At 69.9% G+C, this 17155-nt stretch carries 16 protein-coding genes and 1 pseudogene; 8 read left to right on the plus strand and 9 right to left on the minus strand.

Going from position 1 to position 17155, the window contains the following annotated elements:
• The first annotated feature begins 229 nt into the window (after positions 1–229).
• Positions 230–1843: an acetolactate synthase large subunit gene (locus ACFXMF_RS40385; RefSeq protein ID WP_360310130.1), complete on the plus strand. Its 1614-nt coding sequence runs from the start codon at positions 230–232 to the stop codon at positions 1841–1843.
• A 71-nt stretch (positions 1844–1914) separates the two neighbouring features.
• Here the strand turns inward: ACFXMF_RS40385 and ACFXMF_RS40390 are convergent.
• Positions 1915–2004 (minus strand): annotated as a pseudogene (locus tag ACFXMF_RS40390) (heme-binding protein); the annotation flags it as partial.
• A gap of 199 nt (positions 2005–2203) precedes the next feature.
• Entirely contained in the window at positions 2204–3172 is a 969-nt protein-coding gene (locus ACFXMF_RS40395; protein ID WP_360310132.1) for an NADP-dependent oxidoreductase, read from the minus strand.
• Positions 3173–3313: 141 nt separating this feature from the next.
• Here ACFXMF_RS40395 and ACFXMF_RS40400 point away from each other — a divergent pair, with 141 nt between their 5' ends.
• Positions 3314–3697 (plus strand): helix-turn-helix domain-containing protein, encoded by a 384-nt coding sequence (locus ACFXMF_RS40400; protein WP_360310134.1) that lies wholly within the window; start codon positions 3314–3316, stop codon positions 3695–3697.
• 203 nt (positions 3698–3900) lie between these two features.
• Here ACFXMF_RS40400 and ACFXMF_RS40405 read toward each other — a convergent pair whose 3' ends face one another.
• Positions 3901–4416 (minus strand): TetR family transcriptional regulator, encoded by a 516-nt coding sequence (locus tag ACFXMF_RS40405; RefSeq protein WP_379991211.1) that lies wholly within the window; start codon positions 4414–4416, stop codon positions 3901–3903.
• On the opposite strand from ACFXMF_RS40405, the gene ACFXMF_RS40410 reads away from it, so the two are divergent.
• On the plus strand, positions 4405–4902 hold the full coding sequence (locus tag ACFXMF_RS40410; RefSeq protein WP_379991212.1) for an amidohydrolase family protein: 498 nt from the start codon (positions 4405–4407) through the stop codon (positions 4900–4902). The genes ACFXMF_RS40405 and ACFXMF_RS40410 overlap by 12 nt on opposite strands.
• A 283-nt stretch (positions 4903–5185) precedes the next feature.
• Here ACFXMF_RS40410 and ACFXMF_RS40415 read toward each other — a convergent pair whose 3' ends face one another.
• Together ACFXMF_RS40415 and ACFXMF_RS40420 are read right to left on the minus strand one after the other, a co-directional pair.
• Positions 5186–6220 carry a phosphotransferase family protein gene (locus tag ACFXMF_RS40415; protein WP_379991214.1) on the minus strand — a complete coding sequence of 345 codons (1035 nt, stop codon included), beginning with the start codon at positions 6218–6220 and terminating at the stop codon, positions 5186–5188.
• A complete protein-coding gene (locus tag ACFXMF_RS40420; RefSeq protein WP_379991216.1) occupies positions 6217–7407 on the minus strand; it encodes an acyl-CoA dehydrogenase family protein in 1191 nt (396 codons plus the stop codon). The genes ACFXMF_RS40415 and ACFXMF_RS40420 overlap by 4 nt, the downstream gene beginning before the upstream one ends.
• Before the next feature lie 132 nt (positions 7408–7539).
• On the opposite strand from ACFXMF_RS40420, the gene ACFXMF_RS40425 reads away from it, so the two are divergent.
• Together ACFXMF_RS40425 and ACFXMF_RS40430 are read left to right on the plus strand one after the other, a co-directional pair.
• A complete protein-coding gene (locus ACFXMF_RS40425; RefSeq protein WP_360310144.1) occupies positions 7540–8124 on the plus strand; it encodes a TetR/AcrR family transcriptional regulator in 585 nt (194 codons plus the stop codon).
• Between the two features lie 1245 nt (positions 8125–9369).
• Positions 9370–10059: a pyridoxal-phosphate dependent enzyme gene (locus ACFXMF_RS40430; RefSeq protein ID WP_379991217.1), complete on the plus strand. Its 690-nt coding sequence runs from the start codon at positions 9370–9372 to the stop codon at positions 10057–10059.
• Here the strand turns inward: ACFXMF_RS40430 and ACFXMF_RS40435 are convergent.
• Positions 9956–10933, minus strand: coding sequence for a hypothetical protein (locus ACFXMF_RS40435; RefSeq protein WP_379991218.1), 978 nt, complete (start codon positions 10931–10933; stop codon positions 9956–9958). The genes ACFXMF_RS40430 and ACFXMF_RS40435 overlap by 104 nt on opposite strands.
• Positions 10934–11467: 534 nt before the next feature.
• Here ACFXMF_RS40435 and ACFXMF_RS40440 point away from each other — a divergent pair.
• Positions 11468–11734 carry a hypothetical protein gene (locus tag ACFXMF_RS40440; RefSeq protein ID WP_380021074.1) on the plus strand — a complete coding sequence of 89 codons (267 nt, stop codon included), beginning with the start codon at positions 11468–11470 and terminating at the stop codon, positions 11732–11734.
• Between the two features lie 3 nt (positions 11735–11737).
• Entirely contained in the window at positions 11738–11947 is a 210-nt protein-coding gene (locus ACFXMF_RS40445) for a hypothetical protein (protein ID WP_379990959.1), read from the plus strand.
• 47 nt (positions 11948–11994) lie between these two features.
• On the opposite strand, the gene ACFXMF_RS40450 is transcribed toward ACFXMF_RS40445, so the two are convergent.
• Complete coding sequence (locus ACFXMF_RS40450; protein WP_379990960.1) at positions 11995–13605, minus strand: hypothetical protein; 1611 nt, start codon at positions 13603–13605, stop codon at positions 11995–11997.
• Between the two features lie 751 nt (positions 13606–14356).
• Here ACFXMF_RS40450 and ACFXMF_RS40455 point away from each other — a divergent pair.
• A complete protein-coding gene (locus ACFXMF_RS40455; protein ID WP_360324343.1) occupies positions 14357–14827 on the plus strand; it encodes a hypothetical protein in 471 nt (156 codons plus the stop codon).
• A 261-nt stretch (positions 14828–15088) separates the two neighbouring features.
• Here the strand turns inward: ACFXMF_RS40455 and ACFXMF_RS40460 are convergent, their stop codons facing one another.
• Positions 15089–16279 (minus strand): globin domain-containing protein, encoded by a 1191-nt coding sequence (locus tag ACFXMF_RS40460; RefSeq protein WP_379992858.1) that lies wholly within the window; start codon positions 16277–16279, stop codon positions 15089–15091.
• Between the two features lie 75 nt (positions 16280–16354).
• Entirely contained in the window at positions 16355–16804 is a 450-nt protein-coding gene (locus tag ACFXMF_RS40465) for an Rrf2 family transcriptional regulator (RefSeq protein ID WP_360324341.1), read from the minus strand.
• Positions 16805–17155 lie beyond the last annotated feature (351 nt).

The following is a 17155-nucleotide window of genomic DNA, read 5'->3' on the forward strand; positions in this document are numbered from 1 at the left end:
GAATATCAGCGGGAGGTGGAAGGGCTGTTCATCCCCGACGGCCAGGTCGAGCTTTATGGCTTCTGGGGACAGGCGCATGGCGGGTACGAGTTTCTTGTGGCCGAGAAACGGTACCCGAACGTTCGCTGTGGCGAACGTTCGGACGAAAAAATGTACAGTGATTCTGTCCGATCGGCAGCCGGAACGGGCGATCGATGGACCCCTGGACAGGACACGGAAAGGAGCAACGGTGCAAGGGACGAGCGGAGCGCACGCGTTGGTGCGTACGTTGGTGGACAGCGATGTGCGGGTTTGTTTTGCGAACCCGGGCACGTCCGAGATGCATTTCGTGGCCGCGCTGGACGCCCTGCCGCAGATGCGCGGGGTGCTGTGTCTCTTCGAGGGAGTCGCCACCGGCGCGGCCGACGGATACGGACGGATGACGGGGCGCCCGGCCGCGACGCTCCTGCATCTCGGGCCCGGGTTGGCCAACGGACTCGCCAACCTGCACAACGCCCGCCGTGCGAACACCCCGGTGGTGAATGTCGTGGGCGATCACGCCATCGACCACAAGCCTCTGGATTCCCTGCTGGAGTCGGACATCGACGCGCTCGCCGGCACGGTCTCCACCTGGGTGCGGCGTTCCACGACCACCGAGGCGCTCGGCGCCGACGCGGCCGACGCGGTCGCGGCGGCGCTGACCTGCTTCGACGGCGCCGAGGAGGTCGGACGGGGCTCCTCCCGAACCGGTACGTCCGGGTCCGTCTCGACCCTCATCGCCCCGGCGAACCTGTCCTGGTCGGCGGGAGGCCGACCGGCTCGGCCGGTGAAGATACCCGCGCCCCCCGCGCCTTCCGAAGAGCACGTGCGGTCCATCGCGAGGCTGCTGCGCTCGGGAGAATCGTGCGTACTCCTGCTGGACGGTGCAGCGTTGAGCGAGCGGGGACTGCGCGCGGCGAGCCGGATCGAGCACGCCACCGGCGCGCGGTTGCTCTCGCGGAACTGGGCCGCCCGCCAACGCCGAGGCGCGGGGGTGCCACTCGTCGAGCCCCTCGCGTACCGAGGCGAACAGATCACCGTGCAACTTCGGGACGCACAACACCTCGTCCTGTGCGGTGCGCGTACGCCGGTGACCTCGTTCGCCTACCCCGACCGCAGCAGTCTGCCGACGCCCCCCGATACCCGGGTGCACGTCCTGGCCGAGGACGGAGGCGCCGACGCCGTACTCGCGCTGGACATGCTGGCCGACCATGTCGCGCCAGGCATCGAGCCGGTCCTCGCCCCGCTGTCGCCGCCGCCACTGCCGCGCGGCGAGCTGACCGTCGACAACTGGACGGCGGTCATCGGCGCCCTGCTTCCCCACGACGCCATCGTCTGCGACGAGTCCATCACGGCGGGCATGGCCACACTCCAGCCGGCGACCGCCTGCTCACCGCCCCACGACATGCTGGGATTGACCGGTCTGTCGATCGGACAGGGACTGCCCTCGGCCACCGGGGCGGCGATCGCCTGCCCCGACCGCCCCGTGATCTGCCTCCAGGCCGACGGCAGTGCCATGTACACCCTGTCCGCCCTGTGGAGCCACGCCCGGGAAAACCTCGACATCACGACCGTGATCCTCAACAACAGCTCCTACGCGATCCTGCGCGCCGAACTGGAACGCGTCGGTGCCACCGCCGAGGCGTCCGCCCAACTCTTCGACCTGTCGCGCCCGGATCTGGACTTCGTCTCCCTCGCCAACGGCATGGGCGTGCCCGCAGGCCGCGCCAGGACCGCCGAGGAACTGGCCCGGCAGTTCCGTCGGGCCCTGTCCGAACCCGGCCCCCACCTCATCGAGGCCGTGCTGCCGCCGCGCGCCGGCTGAGGGAGTGAGCGGCTGATCACGGCCGCCCATGCCTTGTCGACCGCCACCTCGGCGGCCAGGAGCGGCGCGTCGTCGGTGCGCTCGAACGCCTTGAGACGACCTCCGGTGTCGGTGACCGCTGCCGCGACCGGGAAGCCGATCTCATCGGCGGCGGCGAGCACCGCCCCCGATCAGCTCGGAGGCAGCGGAGCGGGTGATGGTGGGAGCGGACTGCGACTTCGCCTGTGTTCGACGGTTCATCGGTGCCTTCCTGCGCGACGAATGAGGGTGGGGGTGATTGCCGGGGAGGGGCGTTCGAGGACGCGTCAGGCCGGTCGTGCGCCGGCGACGGGTGGCGATGCAAATGCCGGGAAGCGTGGGTCAGGAGGTGACACGCAGGACGAGCTTGCCGCGGGTACGGTTGTTCTCGCCGCGGGCATGGGCCCGGGCGACCTGCTCCAGCGCGAAGACCTCCTCGACCTCGACTGCCACCGCTCCGGCATCGATGAGCTCGGCGATCCGGGTCAGGGCCGTGCCGTCGGGTTCGACCAGGAAGGCGCTCGCACGCATACCGCGCGCCCGAGCGGCCTCGGCCAGTTCGGCCGAGACCCCACCGGGGATCGCGACGAGCAGGCCGCCGGGGCGCAGCACATCGAGCGATCGGGTGCCGGTGCGGTCGTGATCGTCACCGACCAGGTCGATGACCACGTCGACGTCACGGACCGCGTCCTCGAAGCGGGCGGCGGTGTAGTCGACGAGTTCGTCCGCGCCGAGTTCGGTCAGCCAGTCGTGGCGGCCACCGCTCGCGGTGCCGATGACGTGCGCGCCCAGATGCTTGGCGAACTGGACCGCGAAGTGTCCCACCCCGCCCGCGGCCGCGTGGATCAGCACGCGCCGGCCCGTGCGGAGCCCCGCGGTGTCCACCAGCGCCTGCCACGCGGTCAGGGCGGCCAGGGGAACGGCGGCGGCCTGTTCGTGATCGAGAGCGGCGGGCTTGCGGGCGAACTGGCGCGCCGGTGCGGTGACGTACTCGGCGTAGCCGCCGGCCGCGCGGGGGAACCACGGCATCCCGTAGACCTCGTCACCGGGCTCGAAGGTGGTCACCCCGAAGCCGATCTCCTCCACCACCCCGGACACGTCCCAGCCCAGAGTGAACGGCGGCTCGCCCAGCACCCCGGCCATTCCACCGCCGGAACGCGTCTTCCAGTCCACGGGGTTGATCCCGGCGGCGTGCACCCGCACCAGGATCTCGGTCGGCAGGGGCGCGGGCCGGGGCACCCGCGCCACCCGCAGCACCTCCGGACCGCCGAATCCGTCCTGGATCAGCGCGCGCATCAAGGTTGCGGACATACGTCAACTCCAAGCAGGTGGAACGGCGGGAGGCCGGTCGTGCGGCCTCCCGGTTGGTGTTGGCGACGGTATCCACGCGCCTATAGTTACCCGCAAGGGTTACTACTTTCCTTTGGGAAGCAACCAGGTGAGGAGCGGTTCATGGCGATGGAATGTGCAACAGGCCGGCACAGCGACCACGACGTCTACGCCGCCCAGTGCCCCTGCCGCGCGATGCTGGACATGCTCGCCAACAAGTGGTCGGCGCTGGCCATCGGCGCACTCGAACAGGGCCCGCGACGCTTCGGCGAGCTGCAGCGGCGCCTACAGGGCATCAGCCCCAAAGTCCTCACCCAGACCCTGCGCCGTCTGGAGGACTCCGGCATCCTCACCCGCACCGTCTACCCCGCTGTACCCCTGCACGTGGAGTACGCCCTCACCCCTTTGGGCCACGGCGCCGCCGTCCCCCTCGGCCTGCTGCGCACCTGGGTCGAGGAGAACCTCGACAACACCGCCGCAAGCCCGTGCCGGCCCCGGAACGCCTGACCCTCCCCGCCACGACGGGTTCGTAAAGCCACGCGGCCGGACACGGACGGCCAACCACCGTCACACGGACGCACAATCGCATCGAGCCACGACCGTGGCTGTTGCCGATGGGGGACGGGGCTACGCCAACAGGCAGGCGTACAGGCCGCTGCTCGCATTTGTTCGGCTTATGGCGCGACTCCCGCCCCGCCCCGGCCCAGCCGCTATGCGGACAGTCGCCGGAGCCATTCCGCCAGGAGTTGTTGTTCGGCTTCGCTGAGGGCGTTCTGGCCGGGCAGCGCGGCGCGCAGGGCACGGGCGGCGCCGGCCGGCCCCTGTTCGCGTACGGCCGGTTCCCGGGTGGTGACGGTGGTCACCATGGATTCGCGCAGTGCGACGAGGAGTTCCGGGTTTCGCTGGGGCTCGGGCACCGACAGCCAGGTCAGGATGGCACCGCCGGCAGCGGCGTGGACGATCTGGACCGCGAGGCCCTCTTCCACGCGCAAGAGCCCTGCGGCGGCGATGCGGCGGATTCGGTCCAAGAGGTGTTCGAGGCCGATCCGGATGACGGCGGTGGACCGGGTGGGCTCGCCGTACATCAGCAGGTACAGCGCGGGGTTGGTCCGCCCGAACTCGACCACGGCGTCCCAGCCGTCGCGCAGTTCCTTGATCGGGTCCTGCGGGGCGGGGTCGATCTGCCGCTTGGCCGCCAGGAAGCGGGTGAAGCCGTGCTCGGCCACGGCGTCCAGCAGCCCCTCCTTGTCGCCGGTCTCGGCTGGTACTACGACCTCGGCGTGCAGTACCTGCGCATGATCTTCTCGGGGGTCTTCGACCGGTTCCCCGACCTGCAGGTGATCGCCGGACACTGGGGCGAGGTCGTGCTGTTCTACCTCGACCACATCGGCTTCTTCGGCGAGGCCGGCCGGCTGCGGCAGCCCCTCGCCGACTACTTCAAGCAGAACTTCTGGGTCGCGGGCAGCGGCACCAACAGCCCCCGCTACCTGCGCTGGACCGCCGAAGTGATGGGCACCGACCGGATGTTGTACTCCACCGACTACCCCTTCACCTACGGTTTCCGCCCCGGCGGCTTCCCCTACGTCGACACCGGCAACGGCGAAGCCCGCTCCTTCCTGGAGAACTCGCCCTTCACCGACGAGCAGAAGGCCGACATCGGCCACCGCAACTGGGAACGCCTCACCGCCCGCGCCAAGCGCCCCTCGGCCTGAAGCGCGCCTCCCACCGGCCGGCCGGAATGCCACCACGCCCTCCGGCCGGCCCCACCGTCAACCCCCGGCACCTGCCATCGGCGGGATCTCGGGTGGTCCGCGACGTCGTCCGAAGCGCACCGACGCGAGCGTGTGGTGGGCGAGTCCGGGCAGGCCCGCCGGGCCTACGTCGACACGTCGTTCTCTCCTACGTGGGTGAACGGTGCGGGAACCGCCTCGGCCGCGGCCTCGGTGTCGGAACGCGACCCGGCGGCCGGAGGCGAACAGCCGGGGCCGACGGTGCTCATGTTTTCCCGGCCAGCGCGCGCAGGCCGGCCGCGGCCAGCGGTGCGGGTGCGCGGCCCACGGTCTCGAAGCCGAGACCCCGGGTCAGGCCCAGGCGGAAGCGGGCGTGGATTCCCTCGGCGATGACCGCGGCCTTGAAGTAGCCGAGGGCGATGTAGAAGCCGAGACCGTCCAAGGCGCGCCCGCTCACGAGGCCGTAGTGGTGGGCCAGTTCGGCGGAGGCCGGGAGGCGGTCGCTGGTCGAGGCGGCCGTGCTCCCCAGTACCGGGGCGAAGGCCGGGTCCGCGTATGCCAGGTGAAGGCCCAGGTCGGCGAGCGGGTCGCCGAGAGTGGCCATCTCCCAGTCGACCACGGCGCGCACGTCCGTCGGATCGTCGGGAGCCAGGATGGCGTTGTCGATCCGGAAGTCGCCGTGCACGATCGAGACGCCGCTCTCCGGCGGGCACATCTCGTCGAGCCCGGCGTGCAGGGCGTCGAGGTCGGCGAGGTCTTGGGTGCGTACCCGGTGCCACTGGTCGTACCAGCGCCGGACCTGCCGGGCGAGGTAGCCCTCGGCCCGGCCGAAGCCGTCGAGTCCGACCGAGCCGGGATCGACGGCGTGCAGGCGGGCCAGGGTGTCCACAAGGGCGTGGGCGCAGCCGGCGATCCGCTCGTCCGGCAGCCTGTGCAGTTGCTCACGGGTGCGGATGACGGTTCCCTCGACGTACTCGACCACCGAGAACGGCACACCCAACAGGGCGGTGTCACCGAAGGCGACGGCGCGCGCCACCGGGACCGCGTTGCCGGCGAGCGCGGAGACGACCCGGTACTCCCTGGCCATGTCGTGTGCGGACGGGGTCAGCTCGCCCAGGGGTGGGCGACGAAGGACCCAGTCGGTGTGTCCGTCGGTGACCTTGTAGGTGAGGTTGGACCGTCCGCCGTGCATGAGCTCGGCGGCGAGTTCGCCGCGGAAGCCGGGCACGTGTTCCTCGAAGAAGCGGTTCAACAGCGGCAGGTCCAGTCCGTCGGGGCTTTCTCCGGCGTCCGCGTTCACCGGGCGGTCGCCGTCTCGTGTCGGCGGACGACCCGGCGGGCGATGGCCCAGCGGTGGGTTTCCGAGGGCCCGTCGTAGATCCTGAACGGTCGCACCTCGCGCAGGAAGCGCCCCAGCAGGGCGTCCCCGGACACGCCCAGGGAGCCGCAGATCTGCAACGAGCGGTCCACCACCCGCCAGACGGCCTCGGCGCAGAAGGTCTTGGCGATCGAGGTGGACTGTGCTCCCGATCCTCCTCGATCGAGGTCCGCGCACGCCTGCAGGATGAGACCGTGGGCGGCGGCGATGTCGATCTCGTTGTCCGCGATCATCTGCTGGGCCATGCCCAGGTCGGCCAGCCGCGAGCCGAACAACTCGCGGCTGGTCGCCCTGGCCACCGCGATGTCCTGGGCCCGGCGGGCGACGCCGAGCCAGCGCATGCAGTGCGTCGTACGCGCCGGACCGAGCCGGACCCGGGCGTGGCGGAACCCTTCGTCCACCTCCCCGAGTACGGCGTTCTCGGGGACGAGGCAGCCGTCGAAGAACAGTTCGAGGTGTCCGCCGAACAGGCTCTCGTCGAGCGTGTCGATGTGTCGCACGATCTTCATGCCCGGGTTCGTGGCCTCGACGAGAAACATGGTCGCGCCCCCGGCGTCGCCCGGGGTGCCGGAGGTCCGCGCCATCACGATGGCGAAGGCCGCGCCGTCGGCGCCGGTGACGAACCACTTGCGGCCGTCGATGCGCCAGCCGCCCGGGACGCGTTCGGCCCGGGTGGTCAGGGCGCTGGGATCCGACCCGGCCCCCGGGGCGGGTTCGGTCATCGCGAAGCAGGACCGCACGTCACCGGCGGCGAGGGGGCGCAGCCGGCGCTCCTTCTGCTCGGGTGTCGCGATGGCCTCCAACATGTGCATGTTGCCTTCGTCGGGTGCGGCGATGTTCAGGGCGAGCGGGCCGAGCAACGAGTAGCCGGCCGCCTCGAAGACGAACGCGCGGTCGCGCATGTCCAGGCCGTGCCCGCCGAACTCCCGGGCGACGTGCGGCGCCAGGATGCCCGCCTCGCGGGCGGCCCGCTGAAGTTCCCGTCGTATCGCCTCGGTCGGCACGCCTCTGTGGCGCTCCTCGACCGGAAGTACCGTCTCGCGGACGAACCGCGCGGTGCGTTCCGCCAGTTCCGCCGCGACCGGACCGGGTGTGAGATCGACTGCCATGAACCCTCCCAGGCTAATGAGCGTTAGCCGACCGTACCAGGATGCTTCTCGGAATCGTAGAAATGTGAGCAGGGGAGGTAGAGTCGGTGGCTAATAGAAGTTAGCGAAATGTTCAGACCTGGGAGTGTGCTCGTGTCCGACTCGCTGCGATCCGAGGCCATCCGTGCCGCCGCGTTGGATCTGTTCACCGAGCGTGGCTACGAGGCGACGACCATGGCGGACATCGGCTCCGCGGTCGGCGTCCGCGGTCCGAGCCTGTACAAGCACGTCTCCTCCAAGCAGGGCCTGCTGGTGCAGATCATCCGCAGCACGATGGAGGACCTGCTCGCCGCGCATCGGGCGGCCGTCGCGACGACGGACGACTGGGCGGAACGACTGCGGCGCGCCACCGAGACCCACGTGCGCTACCACGCCCGGCACCGTCGGGAGGCGTTCGTCGGCACCCGCGAACTCCGCAGTCTCGTGGAGCCCCATCGCGCGGAGGCACTGGCGCAACGCGCCGAATACGAGGCGTGCTTTCGCGACCTGATCACCGCCGGAGTCGACGCCGGTCGGTTCCGGGTCGCGTCCGCGCGCTTGGCCTCCTACGCCATCCTGGATCTGGGCATGGGCGTCGCCGTATGGTTCCGCGAGGACGGCGAGATCACCGAGGAAGCCGTGGCCTGGGAGTACGGCGAGATCGCGCTGCGCATCGTCGGTGCGAACGTGGCCCGATGATCCGGCCGCACCGTGTCGGTCATCGTCGGTGCAGTTCGTTCACGGCCGTGGTGACCTCGTCGAGCACCGCCGGGATCGGGGTGACGCCGAGGCCGGGGCCCGTCGGTACCGTCAGGTGTCCGTCGTGCAGGACGAAGGGCTCGGTGATTCGGCCTCGCCATGCGATGGCCTTTGACCGAGGCGACCAGGGGTGCGAAGCCATCGGCGGTCACGGACTCGGCCGCCGGCAGCGGAGGTACCAGGTGCCGCAGGAGCACGTCTTCGGCGCCCTCGACGTACTCCGAGGGATAGTCGGGTTCGGCCCCGGCGACGCACTCGCCCCATCCCTCGCCGTGCGAGGTGGACACCTGCACCACCAGTGCCGAACGCTCGTATTCGATGCCCAGGGACGTGCGGAAGGGCGTGACCGGCGGCAGGGAGATGCGGCGCAGGCGGACGTGCTCGATCTTCATCGTCCTTCTCCTCGGGTGAGAACGTAGCCGCAGGCCGCCCGGTCGAAGTCGACCAGCCGGGCTCCCTCGGCCAGCAGGGTGCCCAGGGTGTCGCGGAGGGCCCAGGCGCCAGTCACGGGCGACGGCCGGCCGGTGTACGCGGAGCAGGTCTATGTCGGGCGGTACGGCGACCAGGACTGTCGCGTCGCCCGCCCGCCGGGTCACCGGCCGATCGCCGTCGATGTCCAGCAGCGCCCGCGGGGTCGGCCCGGCGGGAGTGGGGGCGGGCCCGGTGTCCTCGTCGCATGCCGCCACGGCCCGCGCGCCGCGCAGATCCCAGCGCAACATCAGCCGATCCGACTCGTCGGCGGAGTTGAGCCCGTCCGACAGGGGACCGTAGTAGTCGGGCAGGTACGTATTCGCCGTGCCACCGAGTTTGTGCAGATTGAAGTGGGCGTTGCAGGTGACGAGCGGGTCGAACGTCCAGGTGATGTGGTCGACGCCGTGCTCCAGGGCGTGCGCCCGCTGATCCAGTTTGAGCGCGTAGCCGACCTCGCGTCCGCGAGCGGAGACGTGGACGCCCGCGATGTGGCTGTGCATTCCGGGCCGGCCGGGCGGTCCCCACAGGCCGACGCACGCGCCGAGAAGCCGGTCGTCGCCGTCCGCCTCGTCGAACGCGCCCGCCACGTAACTGCCCGCGTCCGCCATCGCCTTGACGACGTCGCCGGCGAGGGGCGGGCGGTCCGGGTCCGCCTGCCACGCCGAAGGACACGACCGGATCGTCGTGGGCTCGTGCGGCAGTTACGGGCGGGCGATGGCGACGGCGTGTGCGGCGGCGGGCCTGCGCTGCACCGTGGTACTGCCCGCCGAATGGAGCGACGGCGGCGCCGCCGCGGCGACCGCCGGGGCGGACATCCGTCTCGTGCACGGTGTCTATGAGGACGCCGTCGACGAATCCCACCGCGTGGCCGACACGTTGGGGGCGCTCGACGGCAATGTCGACGGCCCCTGCAAGGACACGATCCTGGCGGGCCACGGGCATGTCGTCGACGCCCTGCACCGAGAACTGGGCGGCGCTCCGGCCGCCCTGTGGATCCCGGTCGGCAACGGCACGACGATCGTCGCCGCCCACCACCGAGCCCGCCTCCTGGACTGGCCCGTGGCCCTGCACGCCGTCGGCTCGTCCGGCAACAACCCGATCGTGACGAGCCGGCCGGGCCCCTACCGCACGCTGCCGAGCCACGACGTGGTCACGACGGAGCACAACGAGCCCCTGGTCAACTGGCACGCCCTGCACGGCCCCGAGGCCCTGACCGCGATAGCCGACTCGGGCGGCGCGGTGCACGCGGCGGACGACGACGAACTCCTCGCCGCCCAGGCCCGGCTGGGCCGATACGGAGTCAACCCCAACGCAGCGGGCTCGGCAGCACTCGCCGGGCTGCTGGCCCACGCCGAGGGCACGGCGGTCGGCGGGAACCAGATCGTCCTGCTGACCGGCCGCTGAACGGCGCGGCAGCGGACCGGTCGCGCAGGGGTTGCGCACGATCGACGCGTCGGGCCGCGTCGAGATCGGTGGCCAACAGCGCGACGGCGGCGACGTCCGCGTACGCGGTCGAATACCTGGGAACCCGCCCGGCCTCCCGCCGCAGTCGCTCCACCCGCTCCCCGCGCTCGGCCTCGCGGTGAGAGCGACAAAAGCCCACGACGCCGTCGACCGGGGTGCCGAAGGCCGCGTGCAGCTGCTGCCGCGACAGTGCCTCCACGACGGTCTCCCACGAACCGGCCCGGCGCGTGCCGCCCGCAGGCACAGCGCCCCATGCCCACAACCGCCCCGAGGCCACGGGTACGACCAGCGTCGCGGTGGCCCCCCGGGCTCGGAGCACGGCGATCGCCGCCGCCTGCAGCGTGGAGCTGCCGTTCGGCGAGTCCGACCACACCACCACCGCCTCGTGGGTGCGCCGCAGGTCGTAGCCGAGCGCACGCGACGCCTCGCCGACGTCCGTCGTCGCGGCGTCACTCAACAGGGAACGCACGATGTCGGCCCGTGCCGCGGCCGCGCTGGTGCTCCACACCTCGTGCTCGACGAGGTAGGCACGAATCATGGTGTCGGCGAGCTTGTCGACATAGGAGAACAGCTCGCGGGAGATCGCCGTGACCTCTTCGACCGCCGCCTCCGGGTCGACCAGTTCGGCACCGGCCCGCAGGAACGCCTCGGTCGTTGCCGCGTGTCCGATCCGAACGCCCCGCAACACCTGTTCGAGCGGTACGGCCCGGTGGACGAACTCGCGGATGCCCTCCAGGGTCGCCTCGGCGGTGGGCGGGGCGGCGCCCGGGCCTTTCCACGAGAGTGAACAGTGCCCGCAGGATGGTCGCTTCATTGCCGCGGCGGAGCAGCTCGACCGCGGCCGGGCTGCCACCCAGGGCCGGCGCCTCGTCGACGATCCGCCGCACGACCACGGAACCGAGTTCGATCGCCCAGCACACGGGGTCCTCTCCGACGCGCGCGACGGCGTCCTCGACGATCGCGCGCGGGCACGCCGCTCGGTCGAGGTCGACCTCACCCTGCGGGCTCAGCCGTGCGATCCAGGCCCGCCGCGGCTTCCGACCGGTCTCGGTCACATCGCCCTCCCTCGGGTCACGATGTCGTGACAGGGCCACGCGGGTCGACATAGGGAACCGGCGCAGGGGCGAGGCGGGTTCGCGTTCACGGTCGCGTTACCGCCGACCGACGCTCGAACCCGCCCACCGGCACGGACGGTCATGAAGGCCGGGCGGCTCGTGGTGGTCGTCGGAACCCCTCGTCAACGTGCCTCGGCAAGCATTTTCACTTGCCGAGGCAAGTTGAAAGATAGCCGGCTGAGAGTTGCCCAGGCAAGTCAATGCGAGTTGCCCGGGCAAGTAGGATGGGGCTCATGGACACCCAGTCGCCCTGGCTCGACGACGACCAGCAGGACCTGTGGCAGGCGCTGCTCACGGTCGTCGTCGCCCTCCCCGCGGCCCTCGACCGCCAACTCCAGCGGGACGCGGGCATCTCCAACTTCGAGTACGGCGTGCCGGCCCGGCTGTCCGCGGCCGACGAGGCCACGATGCGGCTCAGCGACAGCCCGAAGACCACCGCGAAGATCATCACCGGGACGAACGCCTCGATCGGCCCCGGCTCCACCCCGAACATGCCGTAGCAGGTGGCCCGACTACTGCTCGGCTTCACCGCCGGGCAACACCTGTGCCTGCGCCCGGCGTTCGTCAACGGAGCCCCCCGGCTGGTCGTCCGCGATCCGCAGGACGTGCTGTCGGTACCGGCCCTCACCGTCGACGCGCACCGCATCACATCCGTCGACGTCGTCCGCAACCCCGACGAGCTCACCACCGTCCGCTCCCCCGAACAGTGGTGAAATCCCGCCCCGAGGCAGCGGCCCCGGCCGACACACCCCCACTCACATCAGTGCGGAAGTACGAAGCCGAATGTCGCGAAGGCCCCTTCATCCTCGCCGGTCCTGCGAACGCCGTTGGCATAGAGAAGGGTTCCGTTGCCGTTCACGGCAATCCTCCCCAAGTCCGCAACGCCGGGATCAGCCGGTACGACGGTGGTGATCATGCCGTCGGAACCGACCTTGCGGATTCGGCGTGCGTCGCCCTCCACGATGTAGAGGTTCCCCGCGTAGTCCGTGGCCAAGGCGGCGGGTCGGTTCAGTGCGGCATGTAATGCCCGGGTGGTCTCCTTGGCGTCCGCGCCCGCACCGGCCACGGTCCAGGCGCGGACGGTGCCGCCGGTGGTGATCCTGCGCACGACTCCGCACTCCGGATAACTGAGCCAGACGTCGCCCCTGCCCGCCGCCGCGATGCCGTTCACCACGGTGTTGTTCCCGGCACAGTTCGAGGGTGCAACGTCGCGCAGGTGCATGATCCTGGTGACGCCGTCTGGCGTGGTCTTCCACAAATCGTTGACGAAGCCTGCTCCGTCGTCTGCGGTGGCGAGGGTGTAGAGCGTGCCGGAGGCGTCGTCCAAGGCCAGAGCACACGGCAACGGCCGGTTGTCGATGCCGGGGTAGAGCGCCTTGCCGTCGGCGACGGTGTGGATGTTTCCCTTGTCGTCGACCAGCCGTACGCGTTCGCCGAGCAAATCGGCAATGTAGAAGGAGTGCGTGCGGGGGTCGATGACGATGTCCACGGGCCGGAGGAGTCTGGCCTCACGGGCGGGGATGCCGTCCTCGTTGCTCTCACCGCCGCCTGCGACCACGTCGACCGTGCCGAGGGGCGATTCGGCTTTCAGGATCGTTCCGATCCGATGCACCGGTGAGTAGGTCGGAGTGTAGAGGTATGCCTTGGCCCGGTCGTCGTTGACCGTCAGTCCTCCCCCTTCGCCCTGCCCCCCGAGCCCCTCCGTGGGCACCAAGGTGGTCTGGCGGGCGGCCTGCTCGCCCCGAATCTTGTCGATCCTGTCCTCGATCTCCTTGCGTTTCGCCTCTTTTTGCGTATCGGTGAGATTCGGGATGGCATTGACCATCTGGTCGACCATGACATTGATGAGTTCCCAGTCCGCGTCCTTGAGGGTCACGTAGGACAACGACGCGGTATGGGCCATGACATTCGTAGCCTTCTCCGTAAGGCCCACGTCCTTGAAACTGTAGATCCACAGGAACACGTCCACACGGACGATGTTCTCGTCGGTGACGGTCACAGTCGTCACTTCTTGGTGGCTCTCCTCCCCCGCGAAGTTGCCGAGCAGTGTGTCGAGAGCAGTGCCGAGCAGGGCCTTGATGCCGTCCGCGAAGCCCTTCTCGGTCCCTTTCAGGAAGGAGTCCACCATGCCTTTCATCTGCTCGTTGGCCTTCTCGCTGACTGCGGCGTACACCTGCTGCGAGGTCGCGTAGGGTTTGGCCTTGACCTTGACCAGGGTCAGTGGTCCGTTGGGCAGGGACGCGACTTTGTCCGCGAACTCGCCATTCCTGGCCTCGCCCAGTTTGACCATCGTCTCAAGGGTGAGCTTGATCTTTTCCTTCTCTTCCTCGGTTCCGGAAATTTCGTCGATCAGCTTCTTGATCGAGGCCATCGAGACCTCCTTCCCCGCCGGGACTTTCGCCCGGCGGTCGACGGAAACGAACACTGCACATCCATGCCGCTCGGAGCACCCCCACGACTTCCGCACCGGAACGGCCGCTTCAGGCCGGCCGCCTCCGAAGCGGATACTCCACATCCGCAAAGTTCACTTATCGAGGCCGTGGTCGCGTCGTCTCCGGCGGCGCGTCGCGGAGAGACCCGACCACTCGTCCTCCACCCGCATGAAGCAGTCCGGCGCAAGGGCCCGGGCCGAGTGGGCCACCCAACCATCCGGATAGTTACTTAATGTACTTCATTACTCACGCAAAGTCTCCGAAGCCTGTTCGGGTCCGCGACGTCGGACGGGAGACGCACGAGGAGAAGACCCTGGACCCGAGACTCCCGACGGCCGCACGTACCTACCGGAACCCGCGTGCCGATCGGGTCCGCAACGCGAATGTCCGCTCAGTGGTGTGCTCCCGCCGGCCTGCGGCCGCTGTCCGGTCTCATCCAACCCAGGCGTCGTCTCACCAAGGCATCCGAAAGGCGTTCTCCGATATCCGACGCGGTCGTTGCAAGTCGGGCCTTGCTGCCGGCTGAATTCGCCGTCGGCGCACACAATGTCGGGACGATGGTGCATGATCCTCGGCATGGATGCCGGAACTCGACTGACACGCACCACACTTGCGACACGCGGGTTCAAGGGATTCGTTCGGTTCGAGGCTTTGCCGGGGAGCGGTGTACCGCCGACAGACGGCGTCTACGTGGTACTGCGCGTCGAAAGCGGGGTGCCCGGATTCCTTGCCGTCAGTCCCGCCGGACACTTCAAGGGCCGAGACCCGTCGGTGGACGTGGCGACGTTGCGGGAGGCCTGGGTGAACGGCGCCGAGGTGGTCTACGTCGGCAAGGCGTCGGTGGGCGCCAACGGGCGGCGGGGCTTGCGCAAGCGGTTGGACGAGTTCCGCCGGTTCGGCGCGGGCAAGCCCGTCGGCCACCGGGGTGGCCGGTACGTGTGGCAACTCGCGGATGCGGACGCCCTCTTGGTGGCCTGGCAGGAGACTCCCGACCGGGATCCCGCCACGGTCGAGACAGCCCTCATCGCGGAATTCATGGCCATCCACGACGCCCGCCCGTTCGGGAACCGCAACCGAGGTCGCCGTACGACCCCTGCCACACAGGAACGAGACGGAAGCCCGATCGACCCGGTTCGCCGAGACAACGACTCGATGTCTTGAGACCTGACAGCGGCCCTGCGCCGGAACGGGCCGGGCGGATACCTCGGTTGCGAGGAAGAGGGCCGGGCCGGTGTCGGCGGTGGTTCGAACTTCGGATTCGGTGATCGCCGCGGCGTCGACGAGTGAACGCAACCCCCGGGCGGCCGGGGCCGGCGTGGTCGGCCCCGGCAATTGGCGGATGTGGCACGGAGCGTGTGCGCCGATGGTGGCCGTCGGGCGACCGAAGTCGGTTCGGTCGCCCGTACGTCGGCGCGTTCGCTGCTACTCGCCGCCCAGCCACAGGTCGGGGCCGAACACCTCGTAGTGGATGTCGGCGGGGCGCACGCCGAGTTCGATCAGCCGGGCACGCACTCCGCGCATGAAGGGCAACGGGCCGCACAGGTAGGCGCGGGCGCCGGTCGGGATCGTGATGTCGGTCAGTTCCATGCGGCCCCGACGGGTCGCGGGCACGTCCTCGGCCCCCACCGACTCGTACCAGAAGTGCACTGCTCCCGGGGCCAGTTCGTCGGCGAGTCGGGTGTGTCGGGCCCGCAGCGCGTGTTCGGCCGGGGACCGGTCGGCGTGCAGGACGGTGACGGGACCGGCGTGGTCGACGCGCACGAGGTGGTCCAGCATCGCCACGATCGGAGTGCAGCCGATGCCGGCGGAAATCAGCAGCAGGGGCGCGGCGTCATCGACCGGCGGTACGTCGCCGTAGGGGGCGGACAGGGTCAGTCGCGACCCCACGTGCCCGTGCGCGTGCAAGTGGTTGGAGACCTCGCCTTCGGGCACACCGTGTACCCGCTTGACCGTGATCGACAACGTCTCGGCGGGCGCTGCGGACAGGCTGTACTGCCGTATCTGCCGTGCTCCGTCCGGGAGTTCGACCTGAACCGAGACGTACTGCCCCGGCCGAAACCCCGGCACCTCGTCACCGGCGCACGGGCTCAGCCGGAACGTCGCGACATCGGCGGTCTCCTGGACGCGTTCCACGATCTCCCAGGTACGCCAGGTACTCCCGTCCACGGCGCCCGCTTCGGCGTACAACCGTTCCTCGATCGCGATCAGGGCGTTCGCCATCAGCCAGTAGACCTCGTCCCAGGCACGGGCGACATCGGGCGTCACCGCCTCGCCGAGCACGTCGACGATCGCCTCGAACAGGTGGGTGTGCACGATCGTGTACTGGTCGCGGGTGATGCCGAGCGACGCGTGCTTGTGCGCGATCCGGGCCAGCATAGCGTCCGGGCGAACGTCCGGGTGCTCGACGAGCGCGGTCGCGAACGCGGCGATCGAACCGGCCAGCGCCTGCCGTTGCGAACCGTCCGCCTGGTTGCCGCGATTGAACAGGTCGCGCAGCAACTCGGGGTGGGCCGCGAACATCTTCTTGTAGAACAGGTCGGCGATGTCGCCGATCGCGGCGCCTACCGCCGGGAGCGTGGCGCGAACCGTCCGTGTGGTCTGGGCGGACAACATTGCGACTCCTAATTGGTATCTAAGATGCGTATTAAAGGGCGGCGATGACGAGAGACACGGAAAGCCGAGAAAAGATCAGCCGGTCCCGGTGGGCGCGCGGCCGATCATGCCGATGAGCGTCGGGCCGGACGGCGAGGCGACCAGGTCGGCGAGGGTGATCGGGTCGAGTGACGCGTAGAACGCCTCCTGCGCGCGGCGAAGCACGCCACGCAGCCGGCAGTTCGCGACCAGCGGGCACGGCACGTCGCCCTCACAGGCCACGACATCGCCGGCCCCCTCGAGTTCGCGGACCAGCGCCCCCATGGACGCCGCCGGCGCACCCGCCCCCAGGCTCAGACCTCCGCCACGCCCGCGGCGGGCCTCGACCAGCCCGAGGTGCTGGAGACGCGCAACGGCCTTGGCCGTATGGGTGTACGGAACGCCGATGACCTCCGCCACCCGACGGGTGGTCAGCAAGTCGTCCCGAGCCGCCGCGAGACACATCAACACCCGCAGCGCCACATCCGTGAACATGGCCAATCGCATGAGAGGCACGCTATTTAATACGCATCCCAAATGCAAATTAACCACGACTCCTGGCCCACCCCGACCCGACGCCACACCGGAGCGGGCCGGGCCGGTTCGGGAAGCACGAAGAGCAGAGCCTCGCCCAGGGCTTCGCCACGCTTCGATTCGAGGGAGTCGTCGTAGCCGTGGGGGACTTCGTCCCGATCCGACCCGACCCGACTCCATTCCTTCCCGTCGAACGTCGGGGCCGGGGCGCGGGAACGGCCCCCCCGCCCCCCGTCACCCCCCGGCCCGGGAAAACACAAGGGCCGGCCCCCCCGGCCCCGCCCCCCCCCCCCGCCCCCGGGGGGAAACAGAAAAAGGCGGGGC

It is taken from the genome of Embleya sp. NPDC059213 (assembly GCF_042754445.1).
Lineage (GTDB): Bacteria > Actinomycetota > Actinomycetes > Streptomycetales > Streptomycetaceae > Embleya.

Excerpts from the sequence above, each read along its gene's own strand:
- ACFXMF_RS40450 (WP_379990960.1), bottom strand. The coding sequence starts at position 13,605 with ATGGCCTCGATCAAGAAGCTGATCGACGAAATTTCCGGAACCGAGGAA.
- ACFXMF_RS40430 (WP_379991217.1), top strand. The coding sequence starts at position 9,370 with ATGGCGACGGCGTGTGCGGCGGCGGGCCTGCGCTGCACCGTGGTACTG.
- ACFXMF_RS40395 (WP_360310132.1), bottom strand. The coding sequence starts at position 3,172 with ATGTCCGCAACCTTGATGCGCGCGCTGATCCAGGACGGATTCGGCGGT.
- ACFXMF_RS40400 (WP_360310134.1), top strand. The coding sequence starts at position 3,314 with ATGGCGATGGAATGTGCAACAGGCCGGCACAGCGACCACGACGTCTAC.
- ACFXMF_RS40420 (WP_379991216.1), bottom strand. The coding sequence starts at position 7,407 with ATGGCAGTCGATCTCACACCCGGTCCGGTCGCGGCGGAACTGGCGGAA.
- ACFXMF_RS40465 (WP_360324341.1), bottom strand. The coding sequence starts at position 16,804 with ATGCGATTGGCCATGTTCACGGATGTGGCGCTGCGGGTGTTGATGTGT.
- ACFXMF_RS40460 (WP_379992858.1), bottom strand. The coding sequence starts at position 16,279 with ATGTTGTCCGCCCAGACCACACGGACGGTTCGCGCCACGCTCCCGGCG.
- ACFXMF_RS40440 (WP_380021074.1), top strand. The coding sequence starts at position 11,468 with ATGGACACCCAGTCGCCCTGGCTCGACGACGACCAGCAGGACCTGTGG.
- ACFXMF_RS40435 (WP_379991218.1), bottom strand. The coding sequence starts at position 10,933 with ATGAAGCGACCATCCTGCGGGCACTGTTCACTCTCGTGGAAAGGCCCG.